General features: G+C 44.1%; 20 protein-coding genes. 15 read left to right on the top strand and 5 right to left on the bottom strand.

Going from position 1 to position 16885, the window contains the following annotated elements; translation table 11 throughout:
- The first annotated feature begins 39 nt into the window (after positions 1–39).
- From AC4QJR_RS27435 to AC4QJR_RS27415, 5 genes are all read left to right on the top strand, one after another.
- On the top strand, positions 40–504 hold the full coding sequence (locus AC4QJR_RS27435) for a molybdenum cofactor biosynthesis protein MoaE (RefSeq protein ID WP_098571579.1): 465 nt from the start codon (positions 40–42) through the stop codon (positions 502–504).
- The gene (gene moaD / locus AC4QJR_RS27430) at positions 497–733 is read left to right on the top strand and encodes a molybdopterin converting factor subunit 1 (protein WP_496524869.1); all 237 of its coding nucleotides are present in this window, start codon (positions 497–499) and stop codon (positions 731–733) included. Before AC4QJR_RS27435 ends, moaD begins: the two co-directional genes overlap by 8 nt.
- Positions 734–738: 5 nt before the next feature.
- Positions 739–1758 (top strand): MoeB/ThiF family adenylyltransferase, encoded by a 1020-nt coding sequence (locus AC4QJR_RS27425; RefSeq protein ID WP_496524868.1) that lies wholly within the window; start codon positions 739–741, stop codon positions 1756–1758.
- A 172-nt stretch (positions 1759–1930) separates the two neighbouring features.
- The gene (locus tag AC4QJR_RS27420; RefSeq protein WP_251459597.1) at positions 1931–2251 is read left to right on the top strand and encodes a YwdI family protein; all 321 of its coding nucleotides are present in this window, start codon (positions 1931–1933) and stop codon (positions 2249–2251) included.
- Positions 2252–2266: 15 nt separating this feature from the next.
- Positions 2267–2641 (top strand): DUF423 domain-containing protein, encoded by a 375-nt coding sequence (locus AC4QJR_RS27415; protein WP_098571575.1) that lies wholly within the window; start codon positions 2267–2269, stop codon positions 2639–2641.
- A 181-nt stretch (positions 2642–2822) separates the two neighbouring features.
- On the opposite strand, the gene gerQ is transcribed toward AC4QJR_RS27415, so the two are convergent.
- Both gerQ and hemQ read right to left on the bottom strand, forming a co-directional pair.
- Positions 2823–3299, bottom strand: coding sequence for a spore coat protein GerQ (gene gerQ / locus AC4QJR_RS27410; RefSeq protein ID WP_496524867.1), 477 nt, complete (start codon positions 3297–3299; stop codon positions 2823–2825).
- Positions 3300–3526: 227 nt separating this feature from the next.
- Complete coding sequence (gene hemQ / locus AC4QJR_RS27405) at positions 3527–4270, bottom strand: hydrogen peroxide-dependent heme synthase (RefSeq protein ID WP_496524866.1); 744 nt, start codon at positions 4268–4270, stop codon at positions 3527–3529.
- 259 nt (positions 4271–4529) lie between these two features.
- On the opposite strand from hemQ, the gene pta reads away from it, so the two are divergent.
- Together pta and lipL are read left to right on the top strand one after the other, a co-directional pair.
- Positions 4530–5501 (top strand): phosphate acetyltransferase, encoded by a 972-nt coding sequence (gene pta, locus AC4QJR_RS27400; RefSeq protein WP_496524865.1) that lies wholly within the window; start codon positions 4530–4532, stop codon positions 5499–5501.
- 205 nt (positions 5502–5706) lie between these two features.
- Complete coding sequence (gene lipL, locus AC4QJR_RS27395) at positions 5707–6537, top strand: octanoyl-[GcvH]:protein N-octanoyltransferase (protein WP_496524864.1); 831 nt, start codon at positions 5707–5709, stop codon at positions 6535–6537.
- Between the two features lie 81 nt (positions 6538–6618).
- On the opposite strand, the gene AC4QJR_RS27390 is transcribed toward lipL, so the two are convergent.
- Positions 6619–7410: an RsfA family transcriptional regulator gene (locus AC4QJR_RS27390; RefSeq protein WP_496524863.1), complete on the bottom strand. Its 792-nt coding sequence runs from the start codon at positions 7408–7410 to the stop codon at positions 6619–6621.
- Between the two features lie 282 nt (positions 7411–7692).
- On the opposite strand from AC4QJR_RS27390, the gene AC4QJR_RS27385 reads away from it, so the two are divergent.
- The 4 genes from AC4QJR_RS27385 to AC4QJR_RS27370 all read left to right on the top strand — a co-directional run bounded on the left by AC4QJR_RS27385 (position 7693) and on the right by AC4QJR_RS27370 (position 10370).
- Positions 7693–7914: a YuzB family protein gene (locus AC4QJR_RS27385; RefSeq protein WP_144551753.1), complete on the top strand. Its 222-nt coding sequence runs from the start codon at positions 7693–7695 to the stop codon at positions 7912–7914.
- Between the two features lie 171 nt (positions 7915–8085).
- Positions 8086–9384 carry an HD domain-containing protein gene (locus tag AC4QJR_RS27380; RefSeq protein ID WP_496524862.1) on the top strand — a complete coding sequence of 433 codons (1299 nt, stop codon included), beginning with the start codon at positions 8086–8088 and terminating at the stop codon, positions 9382–9384.
- A 73-nt stretch (positions 9385–9457) separates the two neighbouring features.
- Positions 9458–9961 (top strand): YwgA family protein, encoded by a 504-nt coding sequence (locus AC4QJR_RS27375; protein WP_098571568.1) that lies wholly within the window; start codon positions 9458–9460, stop codon positions 9959–9961.
- Positions 9962–10145: 184 nt separating this feature from the next.
- Entirely contained in the window at positions 10146–10370 is a 225-nt protein-coding gene (locus tag AC4QJR_RS27370; protein ID WP_251459590.1) for a hypothetical protein, read from the top strand.
- Between the two features lie 71 nt (positions 10371–10441).
- Here the strand turns inward: AC4QJR_RS27370 and thmT are convergent, their stop codons facing one another.
- Positions 10442–10627 (bottom strand): 2-hydroxymuconate tautomerase, encoded by a 186-nt coding sequence (thmT, locus tag AC4QJR_RS27365; protein ID WP_026568172.1) that lies wholly within the window; start codon positions 10625–10627, stop codon positions 10442–10444.
- A 223-nt stretch (positions 10628–10850) separates the two neighbouring features.
- Here thmT and AC4QJR_RS27360 point away from each other — a divergent pair, with 223 nt between their 5' ends.
- Positions 10851–11513 (top strand): site-2 protease family protein, encoded by a 663-nt coding sequence (locus AC4QJR_RS27360; RefSeq protein ID WP_496524861.1) that lies wholly within the window; start codon positions 10851–10853, stop codon positions 11511–11513.
- Between the two features lie 16 nt (positions 11514–11529).
- On the top strand, positions 11530–12039 hold the full coding sequence (locus tag AC4QJR_RS27355) for a YwhD family protein (protein WP_098571564.1): 510 nt from the start codon (positions 11530–11532) through the stop codon (positions 12037–12039).
- A 283-nt stretch (positions 12040–12322) separates the two neighbouring features.
- Here AC4QJR_RS27355 and AC4QJR_RS27350 read toward each other — a convergent pair whose 3' ends face one another.
- Positions 12323–14386, bottom strand: a complete 2064-nt coding sequence (locus tag AC4QJR_RS27350) for a transglycosylase domain-containing protein (RefSeq protein ID WP_496524860.1) — start codon at positions 14384–14386, stop codon at positions 12323–12325.
- A 243-nt stretch (positions 14387–14629) separates the two neighbouring features.
- On the opposite strand from AC4QJR_RS27350, the gene speE reads away from it, so the two are divergent.
- Together speE and speB are read left to right on the top strand one after the other, a co-directional pair.
- Positions 14630–15457 carry a spermidine synthase gene (gene speE, locus AC4QJR_RS27345; RefSeq protein WP_098571562.1) on the top strand — a complete coding sequence of 276 codons (828 nt, stop codon included), beginning with the start codon at positions 14630–14632 and terminating at the stop codon, positions 15455–15457.
- Between the two features lie 261 nt (positions 15458–15718).
- On the top strand, positions 15719–16591 hold the full coding sequence (gene speB / locus AC4QJR_RS27340; protein ID WP_098571561.1) for an agmatinase: 873 nt from the start codon (positions 15719–15721) through the stop codon (positions 16589–16591).
- Positions 16592–16885 lie beyond the last annotated feature (294 nt).

Raw genomic sequence — 16885 nt, 5'->3', positions numbered from 1 at the left:
ATGCAGAGCCTAAGTGCTTAGGGGTAGGGGTGTAAACCGATGATGTACGAAATTTCAAAAGAACCAATCGATATTCAAGCGGTCATAGATAAGGTTGTCCAGCGTAATGCGGGTGCGATTACCACGTTTATCGGCACGGTTCGGGAACTAACCAAAGGTAAAAAAACATTATTTTTAATTTATGAAGCGTACGAAGCGATGGCGGTTAAGAAGTTGGCACAAATCGGCAAGGAAATTGAACAACGCTGGGAAGGTGCGTGCGTGGCTATCACCCACCGCGTCGGCCGTTTAGATATTACCGATGTGGCAGTGGTTATTGCTGTCTCGACGCCGCACCGTGCTGATGCCTATGAGGCGAACCGCTATGCGATTGAACGGATTAAAGAAATCGTCCCAATTTGGAAGAAAGAACACTGGGAAGAAGGCGAAGCATGGATGGGAAATCAGCTCGAAACAGTTGCCTATCCGAGCGGTAAGCCAGAGGAGAGTGACTTAAATGAATAAGGTGTTATTTTTTGCTCATTTACGTGATGTGGTCGGCGGTGCAGAGTTCCTATCTGTCGATGCCGGTGGAAAAACGGTAGCGGAGTTAAAGGCAGAGTTAGCGGCCAAGTATGATCTGCCAAAGATGGATACGGTGATGACGGCCATCAATGAAGAGTTTGCCGCAAACGATGAAGTGATTCAAGCGGGGGATGAAATTGCCTTTATTCCGCCTGTAAGCGGGGGCTGACCAGCATGGACGAACGGTATTCACGGCAGGTCCTCTTTACGGGGATCGGCAAAGAAGGACAAGCAAAGATCCGCAGCAAGCATGTGCTGATTATTGGGGCAGGGGCCTTAGGATCCGGAAGTGCGGAGGTGCTGACGCGGGCAGGTGTCGGCAAGATTACGATTATTGATCGCGATTATGTGGAAGCCAGCAACCTGCAGCGCCAACAGCTTTATACCGAGGAAGATGTCGCTGAGAAACTTCCCAAGGCTGCCGCGGCGGAGAAACGTCTGCGTGCGATTAACTCAGATGTCGAAGTGGTTTCGATGATCGGTGATGCTACCCCTGAGTTATTAGAAGAGCTTGTTGTGGGCGTTGATGTGATGATGGATGCGACAGATAATTTCGAAACGCGGATGGCGATGAATGATGTCTCGCAAAAATACAAGGTTCCATGGGTCTACGGGGCTTGTGTGGGCAGCTTTGGGATGACGTTCTCGATGATTCCTGGGAAAACGCCGTGTTTGAATTGCCTGTTGCGATCGATTCCGCTCCAGGGGATGACCTGTGATACAGGAGGAATCATATCTCCAGCTGTCCAAATGGTCATTGCTCATCAGACTGCAGAAGCGCTGAAGATGTTGGTGGAGGATTGGGACGCGGTCCGGACTTCCTTTGTCAGCTTTGATTTATGGAGAAATCAGTATACAAGCTTGAAGATGTCGAAAGCGAAGTTTGCCGGCTGCTTATCTTGCGGCGAGGAGCAGACCTATCCCTATCTCGATCGGGAAAATATGACGAAGACGACGGTACTGTGCGGACGTGATACCGTGCAAATCCGTCCATCGTCGGCAGGTGAAATCTCGTTAGAACGCCTCGCCGGGCAGCTTAGTTCACTAGGATATGTGGTGAAGGGCAACCCTTATTTGGTTTCGGTTGAAATGGGCGTAGAGAGGATGGTTATTTTTCAAGATGGCCGCGCCCTCATTCACGGCACCAAGGATTTGACACATGCCAAATCAGTTTACCAGCGGATTTTAGGATAATTTGAACCCGTGCCGTCATTGGTGCGGGTTATTTTTTCAGCGTTCGACTTGTTTCACGTGAAACATTGAAGATCATGTCGAAGTGTGATATCACTTTGCGGGCTAATTTTTCGAAAAAAAGGCGATACTCATGTAGAATAGAATCGAGACTGAAATTAGAGGTGCTAGACAAGTGAATATATCTGTCCAAAAACTATTAGCGAAAATAGAAGCGGAATTGAAACTAGCGAAGAGCAGTACAAAGGAAGAAAGCATGCGTGAAAAAGTCTACTCTATTAAAACATTATGTGAGTTATTGCTAGATGAAACACCAGCGCGGAAGAGTGAGGCTCCAGCCGCTCCAGTGCAAGCAGTTCAACCGGCTGTTTCGTTCCAGGCCTACCAACAGCCTGTGATGAATCAGCCCATCATACAACAAGCACCAACAATACAGCAGCCCAAAAAACTGGATATGGAAGACGAAGCAAACGGAGATTCATTGTTTGATTTTTAAAAAGGGGGTATTATCATGAAAGCTTTTATCATAGTCGGTGCCATCAATGCTTTTATCGCAGTTGCGCTTGGCGCCTTTGGAGCCCATGGATTAAAGGATAAACTCGATGCATATTATTTAGATATTTGGAAAACAGGGGTCACGTATCAAATGTTCCACGCAATCGGGATGTTAATTGTAGGTCTGTTAATTGGGAAAATAGCCACCGCCAGCCCGCAATTCACTTGGTCAGGATGGTTAATGCTGGCGGGAATTATTTTTTTCAGCGGAAGTTTATATGTGCTGAGTTTAACAAAAATCGGGATCCTAGGAGCAATCACACCAATTGGCGGGGTCTGTTTCTTAGCTGCATGGATCCTAATCGTTGTTGGAGCAGTGAAACATTTATAATTGAAAGACAGACATCAGGGGCGCCCGATGTCTTTTTTTGTCTCTCAAAAAAATAGGCTATGATGATTTTGGCACCATGTTGATTGGAGCGAAACGCCTGGAGCGGAAATCAACATGCCAATATAACATAGCCAAAAAATAAACACCAATTGATGGTCAATTGGTGTTGGCTTCATAGGATTTACCTTGGCGGGAAAGTCGCTGGAGCGGAACTGCCATATGGATATTCATACTCAATTTCCTCTGGAAATTGAATATAATCGACAGCAACCATTGGGATAAGCCAACGGGTCCCAGCTTGTGGGTCACTTAAAATCACATGGTCTCTTCCTGCCGCTTCAATAATCCCAGTAAATTCTTTTGCATTCCATTTATTATTGCCCTCAAAGGTGGCAAACACAGTGCACAATTTTCCTTTATTCAAGCGTAAAATATTTTCGATGTATGACTGTTCAAGTGGCAGTTGGCCTGGAGCCATCCCTGCAGGTGCGCCAGCCCCCCCGCCCCCGGCACCGGCTGGTGGAAATTGTGGGAATCCTTGTGCACCTGGTGCGGGATAAAAATTTTGCCCGCCCCCCGGCATCCCTTGAGCTCTCTGTTGTTGCTCTGCTGCTCCAGTATAAGGCTGAAAGCCCTGTGGGTTGTAGAATTGATTCATCCTTTTCCCTCCTAAAAAGTGAATAAAACGAGTGGAACAACTTCCTATTAATACTCCTTTTATCCCAAATTGGTTACAAATAGGAAAAATAATAGCTCTGAGATTAATGGAGTTCTTTCTAAGACTCGCTGTTTAAATAGTATGAGCACATGGAGAGAAATATGACTAGCTAGCAGGGGAGGAACAGCAAAAAAAGTCCCCAGCCGCAGCTGAGAACTTTTATAAAATTAAACATGTAAGAAATTTGCTACACGTTCTTCCTCTAAGATGTTACCCACAAAGAAAGAGCCAAATTCTCCATATCTAGCACTTACTTCATCAAAACGCATTTCGTAGACAAGCTTTTTAAACTGAAGGACGTCATCTGCAAACAAGGTTACGCCCCACTCATAATCGTCAAAACCAACGGAACCGGTTATGATTTGCTTTACTTTTCCAGCGTATGTACGACCAATCATTCCGTGGCTGCGCATTAAGTTCTTACGCTCTTCCATCGGCAGCATGTACCAGTTATCGTTACCCTCACGTTTCTTATCCATTGGATAGAAGCAAACATGCTTGGTTTTAGGAAGCGCTGGATAAAGCCGCGCTAGGATTTGTGGATTTTGGTATGGATCCTCCCCAGCAGGCAAATAGTTACTGAGCTCGACAACCGACACATAAGAATGGGCAGGAATCGTAAATTCAGCCAATCTTGTTTTATTGAATTCGGTTTCAATTTGGTTTAGTTCTTCCATCGTTGGACGAAGAATCATCATCATAAAATCCGCTTTTTGACCAACAATTGTATATAAAGCATGGCTGCCTTCTTTACGTTCCTGTGTGGCATTCCACTTCTCAACTAGACTTAAAAACTCGTGGATGGCGGCCTGGCGCTCATCACTAGGGAGCATTTTCCAAGTTGTCCAATCAACCGTCCGGAAATCATGGAGGCAATACCAGCCGTCTAGCGTTACTGCTGCTTCACTCATTATAATCACTCCTAAATAATCATTCTTCTTATTAACAATCTTTACTATAACATAGTTTGACCCAGTGGCGCGCGAATAAACCTATCTAAGCAAATCAATGGATATTTTTCATGGAAGAAGTAAATCATAAAAACGTGCGCGTAATTTTTTGAAAACATAAACTTTTTGGATGAAAACGCTATCTTTGAGTCTTATCATTGAAATTTAAAAAGGGTAAAGTATGCTAATTTATGTAGGTTGATTAAGGGAGGATTTAGTAGTGAGTGATTTATTTGAGGGTTTAAAGCAAAAAATTTCAGGCCGTGATTTGAGAATTGTTTTTCCAGAAGGATTAGATGAGCGGATTGTCAGAGCGGCAAGCCGTTTAGCAGAGGAAAAACTGATCACACCGATTTTAATTGGCAATATCGAAAAAGTTCAGGCGAAAGCAGCAGAGCTTGGCGTTTCTTTAGATGAGGCAGAAATTTATGACCCAGCAAGCTATGCTGGCATGGACGAGCTGGTTTCAGCTTTTGTTGACCGCCGCAAAGGGAAAGCAACCGAAGAGGATGCACGCAAAATTTTACTTGATGAAAACTACTTTGGCACGATGCTTGTTTATTTACATAAAGCACACGGTCTTGTCAGCGGTGCGGCCCACTCCACGGCTGATACAGTGCGCCCGGCATTACAGATCATTAAGACAAAAGAAGGCGTCAAGAAAACGTCCGGCGTATTCATCATGGTTCGTGAGGATGAAAAGTATGTTTTCGCTGATTGTGCGATTAATATCGCCCCAGACAGCAATGATTTAGCAGAAATCGCGATTGAAAGTGCAAAGACTGCTCATATGTTTGATATGGAGCCGCGCATTGCGATGCTCAGCTTTTCAACAAAGGGTTCAGCGAAGTCGCCTGAAACGGAACGAGTGGCGGAGGCAGTGGCAGAAGCAAAACGTCGTGACCCATCTCTTGTGTTAGACGGAGAATTCCAGTTTGATGCAGCATTTGTTCCATCGGTGGCAAAAAGCAAGGCACCCGATTCTCCGCTGCAAGGGGATGCGAATGTGTTCATCTTCCCTAGCCTTGAAGCTGGAAACATCGGCTACAAAATTGCGCAGCGCCTAGGCGGATTTGAAGCAGTTGGACCGATTCTGCAAGGCTTAAACGCACCAGTAAACGATTTATCACGTGGATGTAATGAAGAAGATGTCTACAAGCTGGCGTTAATTACGGCAGCACAAGGGTTATAAGAGTTAGTTTGCAAGGAAGGGCTGGTCCATTGTTAAGGTGGATTGGCCTTTTTGGGCTTGTTTTACTAATTTTTGTATAAATGTGCTGAGGCTTTGTAAAATTATCATGATTTTCGTAAATAAAGTATAATACTTTGTATAATAACTATCGGATTTTGTATAAATCCTATTAAAAACTATTAATTCAAGTCAAGGAGCCACCGAAATGGAAGGATTACTGCGTCAGCCGCAATGGCGGATTATCGATCAATCAGCGGCGGGCATTCATTTTCAAGCATTGCAATCATTTGGGACCGATGATACCCTGTGTGCCTCCGTTGGTTCGGGTCAGGCACCAGCCACAGCCAGGACGTGGGTTCACCACAATACGATCGTTCTCGGCATTCAGGATACTAAGTTGCCATTTTTACCAGCAGGTATTCAGTTTTTACAGGAGCAGGGCTATCATGCGATTGTCCGAAACTCCGGCGGCCTCGCAGTTGTTCTCGATGAAGGCGTCCTCAATATCTCGTTGATTTTTCCAGAGGCGGAAAAAGGGATTGATATTAATCGCGGCTATGATGCGATGTGGCAGCTCATTCAAAATATGTTTGCCGATTTCCCGCATCAGATTGAGGCTCGGGAAATTGTCGGTTCTTATTGCCCGGGAAGTTACGATTTGAGCATTGCGGGGAAAAAGTTTGCCGGCATCTCACAGCGCCGTCTTAAAAAAGGGGTCGCTGTCCAGATATATCTATGTGTGAACGGCAGCGGCGCTAGGCGAGCCGAACTGGTGAGGGAATTTTATAAACTAGCAAAACAGGATGCAGACACGAAATTTGCATATCCAGAAATTGTTCCAGAAGTCATGGCGTCGCTTGCGGAATTGCTCGGAACCGATCTTACCATTACCGACGTGATGCTCCGTCTACTAAACCAGTTAAAGGATCATAGCGGGCTCTTGTATGCGGGTCCATTAAATGAGTATGAGCTGGGGTTATTTCCAGGTTATTATCAACGGGTCATTGACCGAAATGAAAAAATTAACGCCATGTAAAAAGCCGTAAATCCCGAATAGGCGGATTTACGGCTTTTTTTCAAAGAGATGTTGCGCTTTTGCTCTTCTCCCTAATGCTCTTTATTCAGCTACTTTTTCTAAATTTCCGTTTCTGTCCATTTTAAATTTCGTAGCCGGTCTTTCTTCTTCTTCAAATAACACAAGCTTGCGGGCGCGGTTCATGATCTTCATTAAGGTCTCGTAATCTTCTTGAATTGTTTCTGTATTTTGCTCAAGACCCTCAATTTTAGCGGCCATTTCTTCATTTTGGCGTTTTACTTCTGCCAACTCTCTTTTTAATCTTTCATTCTCACTTTTTAATGCTTCATTTTGCAGATTGGAATGATGAAAGTTTTGCAAGTAAGTAATAACGGAATCAAGTGAAAGCCCTGTGTTATTTGCCTGACGATAGGCTTGAGCTTGTGTTTGAACCTGTGCTTGGGTATAAACAGGCGCTTGTGATGGTGTCGAAGCAGAAGGATTTACATAAGTTTCCTCTGCCATCTCAGCTGTCATATCTGGCGTGTCAAAGCTTGTTTCCAGCGCCATGTCCATTTGAGCTGGGATTGCATCAAACTCCGGTGCTCCAGTGAGCGGCGGGCTATATAACAGCTTTTTCTTGCCGCCTTGCTCTTTCCCTAACACTCTTTGTCTTTGTTTTCGCTGCTTTTTCGCTAATTGTAGTGCCTTTTCGTAACGATGACGAACAACAGCATTCCATCTGAATCCACAAGCAGCTGATGTACGATTCAGTTTATCGCCTACTTCTTCAAAAGCGTTTAGCTGTGTACTTCCTTCTCTTACATGCCTAAGGACAGTTTCGGCTAAAAGCAAATCATTCTCATCTGTCCATGCGTCTTGACGAACTTTCATATGTTCAACTCCCTTTTCTAGTTTTTGGATGAACCCGCCCATGCATCTTGACGAGTTTTTAAAAGTTCTAGTCTTAGGATGGACAAGTTTTTGAACCTTTATACCAAAATGGTTGCAAGGATAGTAGATTTTTTTAACGAGTTTAGTAAAGATTGCAACTTGCATTCGAAAACAAGAAAATGTAAAATACCAGAGGAGTTAATCGGTTGTTTTAAGCTATCCAAGCTGGATAAACTATAGATATAGATTGCAATGACAGTTATTAAGAAAGGGGTGTCTTACATGTCCAATGAATTTCGCGTATGCGACGATTGTCAGGCCGTAAATTTAAAGACATTGATCCCTCGGTTAAAAGAACTAGATCCTGAGGCTGAAGTCAAAATTGGCTGCCAATCCTACTGCGGACCTGGCCGGAAAAAGACCTTTGCCTTTGTCAATAACCGCCCCGTTGCCGCATTAACGGAAGAGGAATTAATGGAGAAAGTGAATAAGAAGATAAAATAAGTCACCTCTGTTTAATAAACGCAGGTGATTTTTTTCCCCCATCCATGTCGAAAAATCGTGTAGAATTTTGCTGAAAATAGGGTGGTTTTTGGGATATAATAGAAAATAATAAAGTAAAGGGCATGAGGCTCTTTAACGCCAGGAGCAAGTTTACGAGGGAGAGGGAAGTCTATGGCCTATTCGGCGGAAAAACTTAGTGAAGAAAAAGTCTTTAAAGACCCCGTCCATCGCTACGTCCACGTACGTGACCTGGCCATCTGGGATTTAATCGGAACGAAGGAATTTCAGCGCTTACGGCGCATCAAACAGCTCGGAACAACATTTTTAACCTTCCATGGCGCTGAGCACAGCCGCTTCAACCATTCTCTAGGTGTCTATGAAATTGTCCGCCGCATTATTGATGATGTGTTTGCGGGGAGACCGGAATGGAATGATGATGACCGCCTGTTGACCCTATGTGCCGCGTTGCTCCATGACCTTGGCCATGGTCCGTTCTCCCATTCGTTTGAAAAAGTATTTGATTTTGACCATGAGGAGTTCACCCGGCAAATTATTTTAGGGAATACCGAAGTCAATAACGTGCTGCTGCGTGTGGGGCCAGATTTTCCTAAAAAAGTAGCTGAAGTGATCGCGAAAACATCGGAGAAAAAGCTGGTGGTCAGTATGATTTCCAGTCAAATTGATGCCGACCGGATGGATTATTTACAGCGGGATGCCTATTTTACCGGCGTCAGCTATGGTCAATTTGATATGGAACGTATTTTGAGGGTGATGCGGCCGCGCGAAGATCAAGTAGTCATTAAGAAGAGCGGCATGCACGCAGTCGAAGATTATATTATGAGCCGCTACCAGATGTATTGGCAGGTATATTTCCACCCGGTATCGCGCAGTGCGGAAGTTATTTTGACAAAAATTCTCCACCGCGCTAAGCAATTGTTTGAAGAAAACTATACTTTTAAATACGAACCCATCCATTTTACGTCGATTTTCAATGAAAAGGTAACCTTAGAAGACTATGTAAAATTAGATGAATCAGTGATTTTATATTATTTTCAAATTTGGCAGGAAGAGTCAGATCCTGTTTTAAGCGACCTCTGTCGTCGGTTTGTTAACCGCAATCTCTTCAAGTTTGTTGAATTTGACCCAGCAAAGGAATACAAAAAGCTCGCTGAACTAGGTTCCTTATTCAAAAAGGCAGGGTTGGACCCTGAATACTATTTGGTGGTCGATTCCTCGTCGGATTTGCCGTATGATTTCTATCGTCCCGGTGAAGAGGAAGAGCGGCTGCCGATTCATTTGTTGATGCAAAATGGGGAATTGAGGGAGCTTTCTCGCGAATCGGAGATTGTTGATGCGATTTCGGGGAAAAGAAGAACCGACCATAAGCTCTATTACCCGGCTGATTTTATTCTTGATGATTCGACTAAAAAGAATGTGAAAAAGCAAATCCGTGCCCTTTTAGAGTTATAGATCGATTGGTAATAGGTGATTGGTGATTGTTGTTTGGTGCCTGACACCCAAATGGAGTAGGAGATGACGAACGTTGTTAAATGATCATGCGAAACTGATGCAGGCGGTTATGGTTTCCGGTGAGATTATCGGGCGTAAGAAGCTGCAAAAGATGATATATATTGCGAAAAAGGTGGCATTTCCTTTTCAAGAACGGTTCCAGTTTCACTTTTATGGCCCCTACTCAGAGGAGTTGACGTTACGGGTTGAGGAGCTTTGTAATATGGGCTTTCTCAATGAGGTGAAGGAGAAAAAGGGCGGCTATTTTCAATATCGCTATACCTTGACGGAGCCGGGGAAAGAGTTTTTAAGTTTGAATGAGGTGGACATGCCGTTTTTGCAGGATTGTCTTGTTGATATGAATGAACAGAATGCTAGATTCTTGGAATTGGTATCAACGGTTTTATATTTTGATAATCTTTCAAAAGAAGAAGTGGCGGGCAAGGTGTTTACGCTAAAGGCAAGCCAGCGCTATACTGAGGCGGAAATTGATGAGGCCTATCAGTATATCGAATCGTTAAAGAGAAAAATTCAATAATAAGGTATATAAACACTGCTTGAACCGTGTGCGTACATGATGGTTCAGGTGGTGTTTTTTGTTCTTTTTAATGGTAAGTTTTATTTTGATTCAATTTTCTGATAAATAATTATTCTTTTGAATGGAGATTTGTTATGATTTGGATAATGAGGTAAAAAATATAACATTTGAGGGGGTTCCCGCAATGACAGGAACGATTGCAGTCATTATGGTATTTGGCATACCGATTACAGCCATTATTACTACCCATTTTCAGAAACAGTCAAAAATCAAGGCAGGTATGCTGAAGGATGAACTCGAACTAGAAAAACTTAAACACGTAAATTACTTAGCCGAAACCGAAAAAATGAAACTTGAACTAGAGAAACTGAAGCTAGAAAGCCCAAAAGACGAGATAAAGTTTTTGTAGGTACTAAAAAGGTGTCAAGCACCATGTGAAATTTTCACATGGTGCCTGACACCAAATCTTCGCTTTTCTATTTATTGATCGCTTTTTCGTACGCCAGCGATTCCAAGGTTGCTTTTGCTCATTTCTTCGATCATTACATGGATGGCTTCTTTTGGTGCGCCTGTTGTTTCGCTGACTGCATCCGTTACTTTTGTAACTAGGGCACGCTTTTGATCGTCGGTACGTCCTTCAAGCATTTTTACTGTTACATATGGCATGTTTTTCTCCTCCTCCGTTATTATGTATTTAGTGATTAAGCCGCGAAACGATCGCTGCAGCTATTCTATGTTAGTGTTCCATAATTCGACGAAAAGTGCAATAATCGATGACACTTTTGATTTTCTTTTTCTAAACGATTTCATGTATACTAAAAGGAATATAGATAGATAGAAAACGGAGTCTGCACACGTAAGCGGTCATCCGTTTGAGATGGAAGGAGATATGGTGTTGGAAAATTTTAATTTTCTTGCCTATCCGTTAAGCATGATTCCTTATTTGGCAATTACCCTGATGATTGCCTTTACGTTTCATGAATTTGCTCATGCGTTCGTTGCCTATAAATTCGGTGACATGACCGCACAAAAACAAGGCCGGTTGACGTTAAATCCGCTCAAACACCTTGATCCGATCGGCACGATCTTAATATTTATTGCCGGCTTCGGCTGGGCCCGTCCGGTACCGGTGAATCGCTTTTTCTTTAAAAAGCCCCGCCTAGCCGGAATTCTCGTTTCTGTTGCCGGGCCGCTCAGCAATCTTGTCTTAGCTTCACTTGGCTTTGTTGTTGCGTTCGCGTTAAACCGTTTCGGTGCAGCCCTGCCTGAGAGTTTTTATGATTTTCTGGAAATTTTTATCCGGCTTAATATTGTTCTGTTTATCTTTAATCTGCTGCCATTCCCGCCGCTCGATGGGTACCGGATCATTGAGGACTTAGCGCCGAACCATGTGCGCGCGAAAATGACGCAATATGAACAGTATGGCGGGTTGATTTTTCTAATTTTAGTGTTTACCCCGCTTGATCGCTATACGATCGAACCTATATTTGCGGTTGTCATTCCGTGGGTATGGGATGGGTTAAGTCAATTCTTCAGGATGTTGTTTTTTTAGGAGGTTTTGAATTTTAATGGAAGAAAATAAAAAGAAGCTTGGTTTTAATATCATCAAGAGTGATCCGACCGATGGTCATAAAGGCTTTGGAAAAGGTGCTTTGAGTCTTGATAATGTGTCACCTGTCATCATTGATGTCGACGCTGGCGAAGCGGAGATTGATGTCGGTGCCATGCACGCCCGCAGCGTCGTGGAAAAGGGCATTAAATTTTTGAAAAATCAAGAAGAGGTGCCGAACGGAAAACCGTATTGGCTTGTGTGGGTAACGATTGACCGCAACGAAGAAGGCCCATACTACGCGGGTGTGACGGCCTGCTTCATGACCGTGGACCGCGAAATCCGGCGCGGCTACAAATCCTTGCCCGAGCACGTCAACCGCATGGATAAGTCGCTGAAGCGTCACATCATTGTCGACGATATGGATGAGAATTCGAAAAGGGTATTAGCGGAATTCTTACGTAATCATAATCAAGTTTTGTGGGACAACTCAACGGATGAACTCAAACAGGGTTTATTGGCAAAATAGGAAATTAATGCTTGTAATTTTTTTGAAAATTATAGTATCATATTGAGTGTAAAAACAATGTATTACTAGGACAAGAAAAGCTCCGGAAGTTTCCGGAGCTTTTCTATTTTAATAAAGTATTCTGCACTTGGATACCTGTCTAGCTGCGGCTCCCAGCGGCTAGTGGACTTCGCTCTTTTCCCTACGATAAGTCAACATCGGATCGCTAACGCTCTCCGTATTTCCTTTATCTCAGTCAAAGCGCTCCATTCCATACGCCGCTAAACGGTCGCCTCCGCTTTTCTTACCAAGGCATAATTTTCTTATACCAAGGAACTTTCTTCGTGCTCTTATGTTTCTCTGGCAGTGCCTCGTGATTGCCTAGATGTTCGGTGCAATATTCTGTTGGTTCGGTACCGCTGACGAAGTAGGTGAAGCGGCGCACCGGGCAATCCTTGGTCGCCAATTTGCCATTCTCGGGGTTGACATATACCCCTTTGACCCCTTCCTTCGGTGCCTTAAACGCCTTGACGGGCTTGCCTTTGAGGGCCTCTTCCATAAAATTGGCCCAAATATTTTTCGCATACGTTTTTTCAGCCACCAGCTCAATCGGTTTTCCCATATCATAGCCTGCCCAAACCGCTGTCACGAGCTGCGGGGAGTAGCCAATCATCCAGCTGTCGGTTTCAGTTGAGCCCGATTTTCCTGCATAAGGCCGGGTAATATCATTGATGACTGTGCTGCCTGTGACTTTTGCATATCCGTTAAGTTTTGGATCAAAAATCCCCGTCAGCATTTGCGTCATCACGTACGCCTTAGCTGGGTCTAACACCTTTTCTGTTTCTTCTTCTTTTTCATAAATCACGTTGCCATTGTAGTCTTCCACTCTTGTAATCAAGGTTGGGTGAACCTTTTTTCCGCCATTAGCAAACAGACTATAAGCATTCGCCATTTCGATGACGCGGACACCAGAAGTCCCCAATGCCAGGGACGGTACATGTGCCATTTTTGAAGAAAGCCCGAATTTCTTCGCCGTCTCGATTAAAGTCTCTTCTCCTAAAAATAAATGCGTTTTGACGGCAAAAATATTATCGGAGACAGCAAGTGCCTGAGCGAGGGTGATTTCCCCGTTGGCATATTTATTGTTAAAGTTATGCGGCGTATAGTCAGGCTGGCCATCATCAAAATGGAAGGTCGTAAACTCACTGCGCATCGTCGATGATGGTGTAAAGCCTTGCTCAAGGGCCGCGTAGTAAAGAAGCGGTTTGATCGTTGAACCAGGCTGCCTGATGGCTTGAACGGCTCGGTTAAAGGGACTTTTTTCATAGTCCCGGCCGCCGACCATCGCTTTGACATAGCCGTTTTTGGGATCCATCGCAACAAGACCGACTTGAATTTCTGATAGATTCGCTACATATTTATGAACTTGATTTTCTGCTGCTTCCTGCTGCTTGCGGTTCAGAGTAGTATAGACCTTTAATCCGCCGAGGGCAATCGTGCGGTCATCTAAATGCAATTGATTTTTCAAGGCATTTCTGACGGCATCCTGAAAATAAGGGGCAACCTTCACTTTTTGCGTATTGTGAGTACCTGCGATGGTTAAAGGCTGCATCGCCGCATCGAGGGCGTCCTTTTTATTGATGTAATGATTGGATACCATACTTTTTAAAATAATCGCTTGACGGCTTTTCGCATGTTCCATTGAGGCCAGCGGAGAGTAAATGCCCGGACCTTTTGGAATCCCCGCCAGCATGCTTGCTTCGGCAAGCGTCAAGTCAGCTGCCTTTTTTCCAAAATAATATTGGCTGGCTGCCTCTACCCCATAGGCACCGTTGCCATAGTAAATCGTATTTAAATAGCCTTCAAGAATTTCTTTTTTGGAATAATTCATCTCGATACGGATGGTATAAAAAGCTTCGTGCAGCTTCCGCGTCCACGTCTTATCGTGTTCGAGGAATAGATTTCGGGCATACTGCTGAGTGATTGTGCTTGCGCCCTGTACCTTTGAAAGGGCTTGGACATCGGCTAGCAGCGCACCAGCGATTCTCTTAAAATCAAAGCCATGGTGCTCGTAGAAATTTTTATCTTCAATGGAGATGGTCGCATCAACCAGATCCGGTGAAATATCCTTCAAATTGGTCCAATACCGTTTTTGCCCGCTGTTGCTCTCGCCAATCAATGTCCCGTCATCTGCAAAGAGTAAGGTGGATTGGGGAACGGCGAGCGGTGGTGCCCCTAGAATTTTTGCATAGGCAAGAATTCCGAGGAAGAGAATAAGCATACAAACCATGCCTATCAAACTGATGATAATAACTGCCCGTAAATATTTAATGGTCTTTCGAAACCCTTGATCCGTCATGATTTCCATGATGTTCACCACCCCTTTTTGAAATGCGGAGGCGCTTTTGCCAGCCTCGTTTTTTCCAGTTTTTAAAAAATTAGATAGTAATAGTATTGAAAAAATAGAGTCTTTTTAAACATTTATTGGTTTATTTATTTAAATTTTGCTAGACTTTTTCTTGTGTTTGTAATTCAATGGTTTGGGTACTATAAAATTGAATGATTACTTGGTATGTATAAAACTGAGATCAGTTGAAAGGAAGCGGTAAGCATGTCAATTTGGTTTACAGAAAAGCAAACTGAACATTTTGGAATCACGATGAGAGTAAATAAAACCTTACATACAGAACAAACTGAGTTTCAAAAGCTGGATATGATTGAAACTGAAGAGTGGGGCAATATGCTTCTTTTAGATGACATGGTGATGACATCGGTCCGTGATGAGTTTGTATACCATGAAATGGTGGCACATGTTCCGTTATTTACGCACCCGAATCCGGAGAATGTCCTAGTGGTCGGCGGCGGCGATGGCGGTGTCATTCGTGAAGTGTTAAAGCACCCGAGCGTGAAAAAAGCGACGCTTGTTGATATTGATGGCAAAGTTATTGAGTACTCCAAGAAATTTTTGCCGGAGATTGCTGGCATGCTCGATGACCCGCGTGTCGATGTTCAGGTGGATGACGGCTTTATGCACATTGCGAACAGTGATAATCAGTATGATGTGATTATGGTCGATTCTACTGAGCCAGTCGGTCCAGCAGTGAACCTATTTACTAAAGGTTTCTATGCAGGAATCTCGAAGGCGTTGAAGGAGGACGGCATCTTTGTGGCGCAGTCGGATAATCCGTGGTTCAAAGCGGATTTGATTCGTAATGTCCAACGCGATGTGCGCGAAATCTTCCCGATTACACGTTTGTATGTCGCAAATATTCCAACGTATCCAAGCGGCTTGTGGGCATTCACGATCGGTTCAAAGAAATATGACCCATTAGAAGTTAGCGAAGACCGCTTCCATGAGATCGAAACCAAGTACTATACCAAAGAACTGCACAAAGCCGCCTTCGTGCTGCCGAAATTTGTTGGGGATTTGGTGAAGTAATAGATGGTCTTAACGACCGAAGATGGGAAAAAAGAGGCTTTAAGGTAGCCAATAGGGCTTCTTGACGACCGAAGATGGGAAAAAAGAGGTCTTAAGGTCGCCAATAGGGCTTCTTGACGACCGAAGATGGGAAAAAAGAGGTCTTAAGGTCGCCAATAGAGCTTCTTGACGACCGAACTTGAGAAAAAAGAGGTCATAGGGTCGTCAATAATCATTTAAGGAACCGTAATAGGTACTAGATAGAGAGTGAGGGATACATAGATGCGTTTTGATGAGGCGTATTCAGGAAATGTGTTTATTAAGAGTCATCCGAATTTTGAGGAGAGTCAGGTTGTATTGTACGGGATGCCGATGGATTGGACGGTTAGTTACCGCCCGGGTTCACGGTTTGGTCCGGCCCGCATCCGCGAGGTGTCGATCGGTTTAGAGGAGTACAGTGCCTATCTTGACCGCGAGTTAGAAGAGGTAAAATACTATGATGCAGGCGATATTCCGCTTCCATTCGGAAATCCGCAAAAGAGCATCGACATGATTGAAGACTTTGTTGACCAAGTCCTTGCTGCAGGCAAGTTCCCGCTTGGTATGGGCGGAGAGCATCTAGTTTCATGGCCGGTTATGAAAGCTATGTATAAAAAATATCCAGATTTAGCGATTATCCATTTTGATGCACATACAGATTTGCGTGAGGAATATGAAGGTGAACCGTTATCGCACTCGACCCCAATCCGCAAGATTGCGGAACACATTGGACCGAGCAACGTCTATTCGTTCGGGATTCGTTCCGGGATGAAGGAAGAGTTCGTTTGGGCGAAGGAAAATGGGATGCATATTTCTAAATTTGAAGTGCTCGAGCCGTTAAAGGAAATCCTTCCAACACTTGCTGGCCGTCCGGTCTATGTGACAATCGATATCGATGTCCTTGATCCAGCGCACGCACCAGGCACAGGAACGGTGGATTGCGGCGGTATTACCTCGAAAGAGCTGCTTGCTTCTATTCATGCGATTGCTCGTTCCGAGGTGAACGTCGTCGGCGGTGACCTTGTCGAAGTGGCACCGATTTATGATCCATCCGAGCAAACAGCGAATACCGCTAGTAAGTTAATCCGTGAAATGCTCCTCGGCTGGGTGAAATAAACAGAAAAGTGGTTTTTGGTGCCTGACACTTTTGATGTCAGGCATTTTTTGATTTGTTCACCAGCAATGTTTATAATAGAAAAAGTATGCATTAGAGCAGATACGTCAATTATGAGGACTAGAACCATTCTAAAGAATGAATCTGAGTTCCTTTTTAAAAAAGAAAAGCGCAAGCGCCCTGGTCAGCGGCGTATGGCCTGGAGCGCTCCAACCGAGATAAAGGAAACACGAAGAGCGCCAGCGATTCGATGTTGACTTATCGTAGGGCGGAGAGCGAAGGACACTAGCCGCTAG

This window comes from Neobacillus sp. BP17 (assembly GCF_059579525.1).
This window is presented reverse-complemented; position numbering and strand designations above follow the sequence as displayed.